Here is a 13640-nt window from a genome sequence, read left to right as displayed (position 1 = left end):
GCAACGATGAACGGCGCCCGGGGGGATGGAGCCTTCCGGTAACGCTATGACCGTCGATGCTGATGTGGACCGCAGTGACGGCTGACAGAGGCGCAGACCGCGTCGCATGACCTCACACCCGAAGCTCAGCGCCGCGGCTGACGCTGACAGCAGTAGTCGCGACCAGGACCTTTGCGAGCGCATCGGACTTCCCCGCCGCGTTGGAGGGCAAGCGACCGTGGCGACGACCTGCCCGCCGTGCCGTCATGCCCTCCGCCATGAGCTCATTACCTCACTGCGGAGAAGCACCAGACACGCCTGGCTGACGTGCGGCCCAACCGTCGGCTGACGGATCACACCCGGCCGATGGCGGGTCGACCGTCTGGCGGGTCTCGCATCGGCAGACGGTCAGCTACGGTCGGGCAGTACCTGACCAGCGAAAAGGACCAGTCACGTTGGACACCGATCCGGGCGCCTACCCGCATCCACAGCCTCAGCAGCCGCCATACCCGCCGCAGCAGCACCTGCCGCAGCCTTATCCGCCCCCGGGTTACTCGCCACAGGGCACCCCACCGCTGCCGCCCTATCCGCAGCAGCAGCACCTGCCGCAGCCCTATCCGCCGCAGGGTTACTCGCCGCAGGGCGGCCCACCGCATCCGCCCTACCCGCAGCAGCACCTGCCACAGCCTTACCCGATGGTCGTGTACCCGCCACCGTCGCAGCCGGTCGTCTCCAAGACGTCGCTCAGCACCGGGGCCCACATGGTGCACCTGGTGCTCACGATCTGCACGTTCGGCGTCTGGGCGCCGGTGTGGATCCTGCACGCGATCTTCGCGCAGCGGCGTACGACGACCATGTGACTGGTGCCACCAGCCCGCGGGGCTGCAGCCGGTCGTAGGACGGAGCCCGCGGCAGCACCCGTCGCGGCCGACCGCACATTCCCGTACTGCCACGGGCGGATCATAAGGTTCGCACCGCCGTGGTCCAACGTATCCCGCAAACCAACAAAGTCGGCCGTTGCCTAACAAATCGCCCGGTCAGGTGCTCGGCGAGGCCGCGTCAGTCGTGAGGACCGACGCCCACCTGGACGTACCTGCCTGCCTCCCCACGACACGGGACGCCGTGCAGCTAGGCCCAGTCGTAGACCGTTGCTTGGGCATCACACCATCACGCCAAGGCGGCGTAGTGCAGGCCATCTGCGGGGAGCAGTGATGACGCGAGCGGACAGAAGTAGTCACGCCGCCCGCCGAGCTTCTGGCCAGACGTTCATAGATGAGGCTTCACCGGCACGCCCGTGCCGACCAGCCGGGTAGCCGTGTGGTCGACCTCGTCGCTGGCGTCGAGGCCGGCCTCGGTGAGGCGGCGGGTGTAGGTGTGGTGGAGATCGGCGACCGCCTGGTGGTCGCCGAGGGCCGCGAGGACGTTCATCGCCCGCAGGTGCAGGTCCGTGTTGTAGGGGTCGATGCGGATGCCGTGTTGCAGCACGTCGAGGGCGTGACGCGGGTCGGGTGCCGTGGCGGAGAGGGTGACGTGGGCGTCGATGACGCGTCGGCGGATGGCTTCGCGGATCGGGTCCGCCCACGGCCACGTGCGGCCGGCGGCGAGGTCACCGGTATAGGCGTCGATCACCGCCTGCCAGGCGCTGGTGGTGTCGGTGACGGCGGTGGCGGCCTGCTGGACCGCGGTGTGGAAGCGCCACAGGTCCACGTCCAGGTGGTCTCGGTTGAGGCGGTACCGGTCTTCGGTGTGCTCGGTGATCGTCAGCCCGCAGGCGGCCCGGACGGCGCCACGAAGGTCGCTGAGTGTGGTGTAGAGCCGGCCGGTGAGCGAGTGTCGGGGCAGGCCCGGCCAAAGGGCGGCAACGAGTTCGGCGCTGTCGGCCCCGTCGGGGTGGGCGGCGAGGAACACCAGGGCTTGCATGCCGGCGCTACGGCGAATGGTCAACGGCTGACCGTCGACGGCGAGAACGGGCTCCCCGAGGATCCGCAGCGTCAACCGCCGCTCGGCGGCATGCGGGCGCTGGTGATGTCGGGTCGCCTGGCGTGGCACCCGCGGACCGGACCGGACCGGATGCGGGGAGGGATTCGGCGCCGATGGATTAGCGTCGGCGATGACGGTGAGCAGGTCTGCTGCCGCTACCGGGTCCAGGACGCACAACCGCGGTCCGACCCAGCCGGGCTGGCCGGGGTCGTGTGTGTGGCCGGCGGCGTCGACCTGCCACGTCACGCCGACCGGCCATTCACCCAACACCGCCACCGTGACGTCGGCGGTGAACCGTTCGCTGATGCCTGACGGCGGTTCGTCGGTGATCAGCAGAACCGCCGCCGGGGTGGCGACAGCGGGTGGGTCCTCGGGCTGCCGAGGTTCAGGCTCGTCTGGGTGGCCGGGTGTCCGCAATTGCGCCACCCGCAGTGCCTCGTCGGCGTCGGCGACGACCTCGATTCGTGGCAGCCGCTGCCGCAGGTCGGCCGCAGTGCCGAGCAGGCTGGCTAACGCGCTACGGGTGACGACCAGCGACACGCCGTGCTGGCGCCGCCCGGTGAGCAGGACGGTGACCAGCAGTCCCCTTCCTGCGGCCGCGGCACCCGGGCCGGTGAGCCCCACCCCGCCGCTGGGGAGACCGCAGATATGGGATGCCACCGCTGCGGGCGGTCCGTCGGCGGTGGGGGTGGATGGTGGTGTCGGGGGCTGGTCGGCGAGGGCGGCTTGCACGGTGACGGCGGTCGCGGGCAGTGGGTCCAGGTCGGCGTCCTGGCGGGCGGTGCTGCCGGGATGTTGTGGCAGGTAGGCGAGGCGGCGGCGTAGCCAGACGAGGGCTCCGGCGGCGGCGACCTGGTCGGCGACCTCGCGGGGCAGCCACCCGCCGCGCACCACCACGCCGTCTTCACTGCGGACCTGGTCGTAGGGGTCAAGGCGGGTGGCGTCGCCGAGGGTGTCGAGGGTGCCGGCGGTGGCCGGGAGGTTGGGCGCCGGCGGGGCGGCGACCGCGGTGTTGGCGCCGGCGGTGAATACCGCGGCTCCGGCCATTCCGCTGGCGGTGGCTTGCAACGGCGTCGGCAGCGGCATCCGACGCAGCCAGGCGACGCTGGCACGCAGGCGGGCCATGGCCCGGACGGTGACCGTGTAGGCCAGCACCAACCACACCAGCCACGCCCCGAGAGTCAACGCGGCGACCAGCGTTTGCTCGGTCAGAGGCTGCTCCACCCATGCCCGTACCTGGTGCGCGTCCGGCCATCCCCGCACCGGTGGGCCGACTCCGTACACCAGGGCCACCGGCACGCCGACCAGGAGCAGCAGGACGAACAGCAGCCACCCGACCTGCCGCGGCCACCGCACCTCACCCACCTCCCCCGGACGGCGCCGCCCTTCCCATGTTCAGCGGCGGCGCCTGCCCGATCGGGGTGGAAGGGGCGGGGCGGACGACGCGAGTCCACAGGCGGGCAGCCCACCACACCGCGACGGCCACGGCGTAGAAGACACCGAGAACCCCGGAGGCCGGCCAGCTCACGATCGCCGCGCTGATCACCGCGAGCGGCGCGGCGAGGATCAGGCGGAACACCAGCGGTGTCACCAGCGCCATGACCACCGCCACGCCGAGCAGCAGACCACCGACGCGGCCGGCGAGATCAATCCACAGCACCAGATGCGGCCACCGGTCGGCGGTCAGCGAGTACTGGACCAGCAGCATCCCAAGGGCACCGCTGCTCACCGAACCCGTCGGCACCGTCAGCAACGCCGACCAACCCCCACGCGGAACCCGCCACTGGCGGGCGGCGACCACCGCCATCGCCACCGCCATCACCACGATCGGCGTGACCGGCCACAACGCCCACCGGAGGAACCCACCCACCGGCAGCCCGAAATACTGACTGGCGACCACCGCGTACAGGCCGGCGGCCGCCACCCCCAACGACACCGCGGCGAGGATCCCCACGCTGACCTTCCCGCCCTCTGATCTGATGTCGGTGCTGGGGCTGCGGGCCGCGATCAGAGACCCCAGGACGGTGCCCGCCGCCAGGCACGCCACCACGGCGAACACAGCTGCGACCGCCAGTTCCCCCCAGTTCAGCACCACCCAGTAGTGAAGGCCCGGCAAAGCGCGGCTGCCGTTGCGGTAGTCCGCCGTGAGGAAGAACTGCCCGATCAAGGCCAGAGACGCCAACCCGGGCACCGCGATAGCCACCGCCCGCCGCACCGGCGGCACCGCCACCTCCACCGCCCCGGGCGTGAAGGGGCTGCCCGCGCCGGCGTCCGCGGCACCCAGAGCAGCAGCCAAGCCAGGCTCCGCCACCAGCATGGGGGTGACCCCGGCGTGCTCGGCGATGACCGCAGACAGCTGCGGCAGCGGGGCGCTGCCCCCGACGCAGTAGATCCCCGCCAGGTCGGCGGCGGTGAGCTCGGCGGCGGCGATCGCCTCGCGGGCCAACGCCCCTACCCGCTGCAAGGCAGGGCGGGCGGCGTCCTCAAGCATCGCGGTGTTCGCGATGACCGGTGGACGGTCGGGAAGCGGCACCGTAACGGCGGGATGAGTGGCCAAGGCCTCCTTCGCGGCACGGACGCTCTGCGCGACCGTCCACTGGCCCGCCCCTTCCTCGGGCGCGTCCCGCTCGCCGGTGACGGCGACGGTCAGGGCCTGGTCGATGGCGACGCCGCCAGCGGCCGGATCGGCCAGGGTCGCGAGCACCTCAAAACCGGCAGGGCCCCGCCGCAGGACCGTCACCTCCGCCCCCGCGCCGACGTCGCACACCCCGACGAACGACCCGACCGGCCACTGCACACCGGTGGCAAGCAGATGCTCCGCCACGGCCACCGGGGCTTCCACCAGACGCGGCTGCAGCAACCCGGCCCGGTGCGCCACCTGCCGCATCCAGGTACGCCGCCGTGGCCCCCACCCCGCCGGCACCACCAGCCGCACGTCCCGCACCGGCCCACCCGCGACCCGCTCCGCCTCGGCCGCCACACGACGCAGCGGCGCCGCCGCCAGGTCCAGAGCATCCACACGCGCGCCATCGGTGGAGAGATCGTTGTCGGCGGGGCGGCGAGGGCTCGGAATGAGCCTGCTCGGCTGCTCTGCGGCGGCCTGCCACGCCCGCTGCCCCGTCCACACCTGCCCATCAGCGCCCACGAACACACTGCTCGGCAGATATGGCGACCCGTCGAACGACAACGCCGACGCGCTGCCCTCAGCCCAGGCCAGAACCGCCACGGTGGTAGCACTGCCGCAGTCGATCGACAGCCGCGCATCCCCCGCCCGCATACCCATAGTCAAACATGAGGATCACCGCCGCGTCACCTCCCAATCACTCACAGGGAGTCGAGGCTGGGCCGGGCCAAGTCGTGCTCGACCGAACCACCAGCGGGCCTCCTCTCCGAAATTTCTCGTGCCGGACGGCCTCCCACCCGTGCCTACTCGACTACCGGGCCCGCAGTGTCGCCGCCCGGTACGCGACAGCAAGGTCATTGACTCCAACGCCAGTCGCCGACATTGACCGGCAAGCGCCCGCTGTACCGAGCCGCCTTTGCAAGGCGGATGTCCGGGGTTCGAGTCCCCGTGGCTTTACATCGATGGTAGTCGTTTTCTTGGGCTGAGCACCGCTACTGAAAGTTGGTGCCCGGTTCCATACTGGTTGCATGGACGCTTCGGGTACCGGGGAGGATCCGGCGCCTTCACGGCGTCTTGGGCTCCGCGACGTCGGGTTCTGGATCTTTGGCTTGATGACGTCTGTCGCCATGAACCTGCTCTCCGGCAACGTCTCGGTCGGGCTTCGGGTGATGCTGGCGGGGTTCACTGTCGTTGGTGTGTTGTTCGCGACGGACCTGATCCGGCGATTGGACCGCACTGGCACGTCGACACTCCGACGAGTTGCACCGGATGTGCTACTGGCGGTGGCAGCGCCGCTGATCCTCATGTCCGCCCTCGGCGAGTGGGGCGGCTATGTCATGTTCATCGTGGCTGCGCTTGTCGCTATCGCGGTGTCCAGCGAGCAGGCGGTGCCCAGGGAGCAGAAGGTGCGGATCGCGCTCGTCAGGCTTGGCGGCATGGCGCTGATCGCTGCCGGTCCGGCGTCGATCCTCGCCGGACTGCGTGGCCTCGAAGATGATGGCCTTCTGCGTGCCTACCTGGTGTTCGGTGGTTTCGCCGAGATCGCCGTCGGTACGGCGCTGTTGTCGATCCGGCGTATGCACCTTCCGGTCCAGTTCACGCGGTTCGTTGACCAGGAGGTGGCGATTCGGCTTGTCGTGGGCGGGGGCGTGGGCTTGATATTCGGCGTCGGCGGGTTGGGCGCAGTGTTTCGCTCGCCGAGCGTGGCCACGGCCGTTCTGCCCGCGATCGGCCTTGCTGTCGCGTTGACCGGTTGCGGTCTCGTCGTGCTCTTGACCTCCGATCGGGTCGGTCGGATCAAGGATGGTTGGCGCGCCGTGGTTCGGGCGCGGGGACCGGATGATCCGGCTCCGTCGTTCGGGCAGCTCGTGCAGCGCTTCATCGAATGGCTCGGAGAACGCTCCGGTATGGGGCCGCCGCCCTGGTCGCGTCCGCCGCGGGTCCCTCCGGACGCTGATTCCCCGCCGCCGTCGTAGGGACCGGCACCCCGCGCCCGTCTACCACCGTCCAGGTCGTCCTGCCGTTTGTTGTGGGTGGGCGACGCCGGGTACCTGGCTGACGGTACTTCTAACTGGTATGGGTTTTACGGGTCGACCAAGTCGCACCGCACCAAGCCGGAGGCAGCTGCCTGGTCGGCAATTCGCTGAAGCAGCCGCCCTTTGATCGACAAATGGGGATACGCTTGTCTCCGAGGAGGCACGTCATGACACACCACCTCCCGTGGGAGAGCTGCGAATGCGGCAAGACGATCCCCACCAAGAGCCAGCGCCGGCGCAAGAAGCCGAAGCCGCCTGTAGTGCAGCCGGTTGACCGTGATGTCAGCGTCCGCGCTGTTCCATCGGCGGTCGAGAGCAACAGACGTAGGCACTAGGCGACGAGGACATCTAACCGCAGGAGTCGCAGACGCCCGTCCGAGGAAGTTGGACGAAGCAGCCGGGGCACGATGGGCGGGGTGCTGGCACGGAGGGGCGCTTCCTGCTAACCCGTTCCTGCAGCGCAGGAGCGAGCGCCGGCGAACCGCCGTCAGGGGGCAACGCCGCGCCAAAGTACCGGTAGCAGGCGAGGCGTGCGGCGGCGGCGTGGTACTCGCGTTCGAGGTCGTCTGTGATGGGGGGCTCGCCCGCTACCTCAAGCACCGCCTTGTAGCCCTCGCCGACCCGGCCGTCATGGCGGTGAACCACCAGCGCGGTCAGTGGCGGCTCGCCGCGACGGTGACCCTCCAGCACGACGAGGTAGAGGACTTTCCCGATCCAGTGGCGAAAGGGAACCGACGTGCGGATACCCGATGCACGCTGGAGGTCCTCGGCAAGACCGCCGTATACGACCAGGCCCCCGTAGCTGCCGGACACCTTGGCGAGGAGTGGGTAGGCATGGCTTGCCCAGACAGCGATTGCCTCGCTCTGAGGCACCCGCGCCCCATCATGCTCCCGCCAATAACCTCGCTGCGTCATGAACCGTCCTAACGCCGACCGCCGCATGTGAGGCTAATCGATCTCCGGTCAGAGGACGCCTCCAGGATGTGCCTCCCACGCGAGGGGGCATCGCCCGACCGGGACCGCGCTGACAAGCTCCGCGCGCTCGTCCTCATCCAACCCGCCGGCAGCCTTACCACGAGCCCGCCGGTCCTGCGCCACCCAATTGGCCAGGGTGCCGTCGTTGATCCCCAAGTCCCGGGCCACCTGCGCGATCGGCTTGCCGGTCTCCCGGACGATCCGCACGGCGCCCTCGCGGAACTCCCGGTCGAACCGTCTCCTCTTCTCAGCCATGACCATCTATCCCCTTAGGTCTGGCCTCCACGCTATCGGGGGAACCTCAAAGGCCCTCGGCACTCGGGGCGTGGTCGGAGTCTCGGGAGTTGCTGCGCGTTATGGAGTGGCCGGCGGCTGAGTGCGGCCTGCGGTCGACGATCATTTGGTTCCGGGCCAGCTCAATCCAGCACCGCCCGGACGGGCAGCGGGGGGTCAACGGGCTCGGCGACCTGTGCGCTGACGTGGCCGCCGGAATCCGGCGCCGGTTCGGGCGTCGCTGAGACGTCCTCAGCCGCACCCAGATGAGCGACGCGCTCCTCCAACGTAGGCTCGCGGGGTGCCTCGAACTCAGGTCAGTGGACCGAGGGGCCGTGCACATGACCGAGGGCATCTGCACAGACGACCTCGGGACCGGACCTCGGGTACGAAGCTGAAGAGTTCCTGGTCTCCGGCGCCGACCCTGCAGGTGGACCTTCCCGACAGCCGGAGCACAACCGATCTGGCGGTCGCGGTCGCCGGGGATCGCACGATCGGCGACATGTTCGCTTCTCGGCCCGGCTCCGAGGGCCGTCGCTGACCGGCGCCCGCGTTTCAGGTCATGGCCGTGAACAGCGCTGCCGGGCGGGCGCGCGGCTCGGCACCGGAGGGCCTCCGGGCGTCTGATGCTCTGGTGGTCGTCCGGGACGAGCCGGCGCAAGTTGGCGCTGGACCGGCCGGCCACCGAGCACATGGAGCCCTGGAGCAGCCGCGACTATGGAGTGGCGGCGTTGTGTCTGTTGTCCGTATCACACTTGAGGAATCAGCGTGCGCGGGTTGAACGGATCACTCACACTGAGATTCCCCATTACTGGCAGTGAGGACTGCGATGACTGCTTCGCCTCCGTCGTCGGCTCCACCGCCTAACGCCGAGCCATCAAAATCGGCCGGCTCAGCACCTGTTCCATCCAACTCTCCGTCCGCTAGCCCTGTGCCGACGCCACCTTCCTCCACCCCGTTGCCCGCGCCCACTCCCGCTCGTCAGCGTGGCTGGAGCTCCTGGTCCGACGGCACCAAGCAAGCGGTTGCCGCTGTGCTGGCCGCCGCAATCCCGGTGGTCGCCACAATCGTCATTACCTGGTGGCCGAAGGATGACGCCCCGGCCTGTGCCTCACCTCCCTGCGGAGAGAGCATCGGTGTCGACGTGAAGATCGTCAACACCTGGGAGGCGTCGCAGCAGCGACTGATAGGCGTCAACTTTTACCCGAGCCCGCACAGCAATGCGCGCACCGACGCCGACGGCTCCGCTGCTGAGGGGGCGATCGCACGGGTGGTCTGCCAGGAGCGCCACGGCCGCCTCGTCAAGGACACCCCCTACGGCACCCGGCCCACCCGGTCGACGGTGTGGAACAAGACGAACACCGGCCGCTACTTCTCCGACATCTACTCCGATCTGCCCAAAGTCGACGGCGACACCCCGCCCCGAGGGCTACCGAACTGCTGACAACACGCCCGGAACCCACATCCACACGGCGAAGCCTTCACTCGCCCACGAGCTGGACGCGGCACCGTTCACGTTCCTGTCTCCCGCGTAAAGGGCTGCATCTGTAGGTTCGCACCAGCGGAGGTCCATGTGCTCACCCGTCCTCGCCGCGCCGCCGCCCTCGGCGGGCTGCTCCTCCTCGCCGCCGTCATCCCGGCCGCCGCTTCACCGGCCGCCGCAATGCCCGTCCCCTTCGACATCTACCAGGTCATCGCCCCCGGCCAGGCTGGCACCCACGCCCACACCGCGCCGAGCTTCGGCAGCCCTACCACTGCGTTCCTGCCCAACGGCACCCAGCTCGACGTGAACTGTCGGAGCCGCGGCGAGTCCGGACAGACCCGCGTCCTAGTCGGTGCCACGACGGACAACCCCGAGCCGCACTGGGCCGACAGCACCACCTCGGACTGGGTGCGGCTCGCCGACGGCAGCTGGGTCTTCGACGGCCACACCAATACCGACCCCGTCGACCCGTCCATCGGATCCTGCGACACCACCCCCCTGCTCACCGCCCCTAACTGCCTCACCGGGGAGTACGACTGCAACGACCACGATCCGGAAGTCTCCCGCTGCGTCACATCCGGACTGGTGAAGCTCGCATCCGCGCCGATCGGTGACGCCAACGGTGGCACGGTCGAGTTGTGGTACTCGCGCGGCTGCCGAGCAGGGTGGGTTCGTGCGAAGTGGCCGCAGCCGACCACCCACTTCACCGGACGGACCGACGCGGTCACCCTCACCGTCTGGCGCCAGGACAACAATCCCGTCATCACCGAGGGCCGGCCCAGCAACCTGCTCTGGAGCCGGATGGCCACCGCCCAGCGCGGCGAGTGCATCTTCGGCCAGGTCGAGATCACCACCGCCGCCGGAACCCACACCTCGCCGGAACTCCACGACTGCTCCTGACCGGGCTCGAACCCCGCGACCCTCCACGAGCGCGACGTCATCGGCTGAACTACACACCCCGAACGGCCCGAGAGCAGCATCTCGCACTCGGGCCGTTCGGGGGTGCCTGCTCCTACCTTGATCTTTAACCTGCGGTGGCATGACCCTACGGCGAGGTGTACGGGAACCGGAACGATTCGAGGCCGTAGGCGCCGCCACTGCCAGCCGGCGCCAGGCGGAATCGCCAGTAACTTGGCCGTTGCAAGTACGTCCGGGCGGCATCGAGGTTCGCATCGTCGACCACGCATGTAACAAAGGCGTTCGACGGTACCCCGCCGTCCAATTCTGCACCCGCGGCGATGGGCTCGTCCGGACCTCCCGACCCCATGCTGAGTGACGCGCCGAGGCCGCAGTACTTCCGCCCATCGATCTTCACGTATGGGTTGTGGCAGTCCCGACCGCGTCCAAGTGTGGCGCCGGGCCCGGCACTGAATGGCACCGCCGACAGGTCATAGTAGAAGTCAACCCCGTACCCCCACGCCGGAGTTGGCCGGTCGGTCAGCTGGTTCTTGACGATGATCTTGAGTTCGTACCGGATCCTGGTGTATCCCGGGTCTCCCAGCTCAGTCCCGATCTCGATCGGAAACAGGGTGACCTCCAGCGGGTATCCGCGCTTGGTCTTAATTACTTGCCGGTTCCCCGCCGGCGGCGCCGTGGATGGAGCAGGCATTGGCGTCGATGGAGCAGGCACTGACGTCGATGGAGACGCCGGCGCAGGGTTCGTTGCGCCCTGCGAGGAATCCGTGGCGCTGGAGCAGCCCGCCAGGACAAACCCCGCAAGTAGAGCCGATGCATAGATGCAGGAGAATCGAGGGGCCATCGTCGTATACACCATCCTCTGCGCGTGTGCCTTCCCTCGCGGATACCGCGGACTTCGACCGGGGTCATCACATCATGCAGTGCATCCAACACGGCTGGTATCGCACGATGTGCTGCCGGCGTGCCAATGATCGCCTTGAGTGTCGGCTTGCGGTGGCGCCGTTGCAGGCCATGGCGGCGTGTGCAATAAATCGCCGGTGGGTACCAGAGGTGGACAGGGGCCGGCCGCATCGTTTGGCTCACCCGGTGGCGGCGCTGGCGGGTTGCTCCGGTGCAGCAACGCCGGGCGGCTTGGCGGCTGCGCGTCAACCGCTTGTCCGGGCCGGACGAGCGGTGACGGCGAGACGCAGTGGCTGCTGATGCTTCCATAGGTCGCTGTTGGCCGAACGCACGAGCGTGTACCGGGTCTCATCGGTCTTCCCTCATAGCGCGGATCGCCGCCTCGTGGCGGCGCAACCTGCCGCGGGCTGTGTCTACGCGAGGGCGCCACCCAGTAGTTCCCCTTCGCCTACCAGCGGTTCGGGAGGTCGGTCTGCAGCGCAGCGCGCGTAGCCCAAACCAGTGCTGGCGATTAGAGAAGGCTGGTTCGTCTACCGAGCCGCGCTGTCGTATATCGACGAGGGTAGGTTCAGCCACCAGGCGGCCGCGGTTCGGGTGGGCGGAGGGATGTCAGGGCGGGTGCGGATGCGCCGGAGGATGGCCTTGTTTCGGGTGATGCCGAGGCCGTAGATCAGCGCGTCCAGCGCCGATGCACTTGTTCTGCCCCTGTTGTGGTGCCAATGTCGAGCATGCAGATCGATGGCGCCCATCCAGTAGTGGTCGGAGCTGCTCCCGCCGATGTGTCCGATCGCCGAGGCCGCAGCGAGGGTGACCGGGGGCGGCAGGCCGGGCGCGACGGTGAGTCGCTCGACGAGTGGACGCTGCTTCTCGCTGCCGAGGATGCGCAGCGCCTCGATCAGGGCCCGGGCAGCCTCGCTGCCGCCGCTGCCGACCTGAGTGACAAGTTCGACTGCTAGGGCGGCCGCCAGTGGCGCACGGTACGGCGTGCCGAACAGCAGGAGCTGTGCGTACAGACGCACGTCGAAGACCGGACTGAATACCATCTCCTCGATCAGGTCGGGCAGCAGGTTGTCCGGGAACCGCGGAGCCTCCCTGACCATGCTGGCCACGGTCGTGTTGGCGATCCGCTCCGCAAAGGCGCGCTGCGGGTTGGTCTCGGGCAGCGGGCGGAGTGCCACGGCTTGGGTGGCCGCGTGGCGCAGCCGCCGGCGGGCGTCGGACGCCAGGTCCGCCGGGATCCGCCGCAGCAGCTCGGCGGCCAGCAGCCGCGTGTCTTCGAAGTACGCGGGATCGGTGGCGAACTCGTTGACGATCGGCACCAGCCGTCGCACCTGGGGCTCGGTGAAGTGCCCGTAACGCAGCTTGCGGACGCAGGCGAGCAGGGCGCCGTACTGGGCCCGGTAGTTGGTGGGATGGACGAGCTGCTCGAGGACATGTGCGGCTGCGTCAGGGTGGGGACTGCCGTCGAGCACACTGACCGTCTCCACGAACACCTGGTTGGTGCGGTCGGCGGCGAGGCTGGCGCAGGCCGCGACCGCCGGCTGCTGGCTGAGCGGGTGGGCGAGCAGCCGGTTGAGTGCCTCGTAGCGCTGGGCCCAGGACACGCCGTCGGCCACGATCATTTCAGCCAGGAGCCGCTCCCCCAATCGCACCCAGGTGGGGCGGGGCAGCATCACCTGACTCGCCCCGGTGAGCAGGGCCGTCAGCTCGTCCCAGTCTGCCCCGGTGACCACAACGTCGGATTGCACAGCTTCCAATAGCTCGCCTATCCGGTCGACGTTGGCCGGACCGTCCCGGTACTGCTGCCGCTGTAGCAGAGGCGCGGCTCCCGGGATCGCTGCCGAATAGCGGCAGATGGTGTCGATCAGCACGACCAGCCGGTGTGCCGGCACCTGCAGCAGTTCCTCGTACCGCCGAACGGCCAGGTAGGGCACACGGACCTTGGCCGTCTCCCACCGGGAGATCTGGTAGACGCTCGTCCGCTCTGGCCAGCACCCTCCCTGGAAGTCGGCGGCGAACGCCGATTCCCGCCTCCACCGCTCCTCGGGGCCGTAGAGGCGGTTGACCCGGAGCAACCAGCCGAACCGGTGCTGCTGCGGCGACCAACCGGCTCGCACCGGCACCGCTCGCGGTGAACGGTATGGCCGACCGCGACCACGCCCGGAACCGCTCTGCTCGCCCATCAACCATTTATTGCACTCAGCGGGTGGACGTGCAATCAACCGGCCGAACCCCGCCCGCTCACTCGATCATCTGATGGAATCTGCCGATGGGTCTGGAGGGCTGATCTATGCGTCGGGTCAGAGACCCCTCCGTGCTGTGCTGCCGCTGTTGTTCCTGGCACTGGCACGAGCCGCTGCAGTAGCTCCGGAGGCACCGCCGTTACGATCCCAGCACCACACCATCGGAGCAGGCGACGACGACATCCCCGTCTTCCTCCCCGAGCAACGCCGGACTCTCCGGCATGGTGATG

The 13640-nt window shown here is 69.1% G+C and carries 10 protein-coding genes and 1 tRNA gene; 5 read left to right on the top strand and 6 right to left on the bottom strand.

Annotation, left to right across the window (positions count from 1 at the left end; translation table 11 throughout):
* Positions 1-674 precede the first annotated feature (674 nt).
* Positions 675-839 (top strand): hypothetical protein, encoded by a 165-nt coding sequence (locus ABZS80_RS19225; RefSeq protein ID WP_355057541.1) that lies wholly within the window; start codon positions 675-677, stop codon positions 837-839.
* Between the two features lie 406 nt (positions 840-1245).
* Here ABZS80_RS19225 and ABZS80_RS19220 read toward each other — a convergent pair whose 3' ends face one another.
* Both ABZS80_RS19220 and ABZS80_RS19215 read right to left on the bottom strand, forming a co-directional pair.
* Positions 1246-3315, bottom strand: coding sequence for a BTAD domain-containing putative transcriptional regulator (locus ABZS80_RS19220; RefSeq protein WP_355057539.1), 2070 nt, complete (start codon positions 3313-3315; stop codon positions 1246-1248).
* 1 nt (position 3316) lies between these two features.
* The gene (locus ABZS80_RS19215; RefSeq protein WP_355057537.1) at positions 3317-5236 is read right to left on the bottom strand and encodes an Hsp70 family protein; all 1920 of its coding nucleotides are present in this window, start codon (positions 5234-5236) and stop codon (positions 3317-3319) included.
* A gap of 211 nt (positions 5237-5447) precedes the next feature.
* On the opposite strand from ABZS80_RS19215, the gene ABZS80_RS19210 reads away from it, so the two are divergent.
* A tRNA-Ala gene (locus ABZS80_RS19210) sits at positions 5448-5539 on the top strand.
* 71 nt (positions 5540-5610) lie between these two features.
* Positions 5611-6558, top strand: a complete 948-nt coding sequence (locus tag ABZS80_RS19205; protein WP_355057535.1) for a hypothetical protein — start codon at positions 5611-5613, stop codon at positions 6556-6558.
* 408 nt (positions 6559-6966) lie between these two features.
* Here the strand turns inward: ABZS80_RS19205 and ABZS80_RS19200 are convergent, their stop codons facing one another.
* Positions 6967-7491, bottom strand: coding sequence for a hypothetical protein (locus ABZS80_RS19200; protein ID WP_355057533.1), 525 nt, complete (start codon positions 7489-7491; stop codon positions 6967-6969).
* A gap of 90 nt (positions 7492-7581) precedes the next feature.
* Positions 7582-7848 (bottom strand): transposase, encoded by a 267-nt coding sequence (locus ABZS80_RS19195; RefSeq protein ID WP_355057531.1) that lies wholly within the window; start codon positions 7846-7848, stop codon positions 7582-7584.
* A gap of 1051 nt (positions 7849-8899) precedes the next feature.
* On the opposite strand from ABZS80_RS19195, the gene ABZS80_RS19190 reads away from it, so the two are divergent.
* Together ABZS80_RS19190 and ABZS80_RS19185 are read left to right on the top strand one after the other, a co-directional pair.
* On the top strand, positions 8900-9310 hold the full coding sequence (locus ABZS80_RS19190) for a hypothetical protein (RefSeq protein ID WP_355057529.1): 411 nt from the start codon (positions 8900-8902) through the stop codon (positions 9308-9310).
* A 129-nt stretch (positions 9311-9439) separates the two neighbouring features.
* The gene (locus ABZS80_RS19185) at positions 9440-10249 is read left to right on the top strand and encodes a hypothetical protein (RefSeq protein ID WP_355057527.1); all 810 of its coding nucleotides are present in this window, start codon (positions 9440-9442) and stop codon (positions 10247-10249) included.
* A gap of 145 nt (positions 10250-10394) precedes the next feature.
* Here ABZS80_RS19185 and ABZS80_RS19180 read toward each other — a convergent pair whose 3' ends face one another.
* Positions 10395-10958 (bottom strand): hypothetical protein, encoded by a 564-nt coding sequence (locus ABZS80_RS19180; protein WP_355057525.1) that lies wholly within the window; start codon positions 10956-10958, stop codon positions 10395-10397.
* Between the two features lie 739 nt (positions 10959-11697).
* Positions 11698-13350: a hypothetical protein gene (locus ABZS80_RS19175; RefSeq protein WP_355057523.1), complete on the bottom strand. Its 1653-nt coding sequence runs from the start codon at positions 13348-13350 to the stop codon at positions 11698-11700.
* Positions 13351-13640 lie beyond the last annotated feature (290 nt).

The organism is Micromonospora sp. NPDC005305 (genome assembly GCF_040607315.1).
Classification (GTDB): Bacteria; Actinomycetota; Actinomycetes; order Mycobacteriales; family Micromonosporaceae; genus Micromonospora.
This window is presented reverse-complemented; position numbering and strand designations above follow the sequence as displayed.

Excerpts from the sequence above, each read along its gene's own strand:
- ABZS80_RS19225 (WP_355057541.1), top strand. The coding sequence starts at position 675 with ATGGTCGTGTACCCGCCACCGTCGCAGCCGGTCGTCTCCAAGACGTCG.
- ABZS80_RS19215 (WP_355057537.1), bottom strand. The coding sequence starts at position 5,236 with ATGCGGGCGGGGGATGCGCGGCTGTCGATCGACTGCGGCAGTGCTACC.
- ABZS80_RS19205 (WP_355057535.1), top strand. The coding sequence starts at position 5,611 with ATGGACGCTTCGGGTACCGGGGAGGATCCGGCGCCTTCACGGCGTCTT.
- ABZS80_RS19195 (WP_355057531.1), bottom strand. The coding sequence starts at position 7,848 with ATGGCTGAGAAGAGGAGACGGTTCGACCGGGAGTTCCGCGAGGGCGCC.
- ABZS80_RS19180 (WP_355057525.1), bottom strand. The coding sequence starts at position 10,958 with ATGCCTGCTCCATCCACGGCGCCGCCGGCGGGGAACCGGCAAGTAATT.
- ABZS80_RS19175 (WP_355057523.1), bottom strand. The coding sequence starts at position 13,350 with ATGGGCGAGCAGAGCGGTTCCGGGCGTGGTCGCGGTCGGCCATACCGT.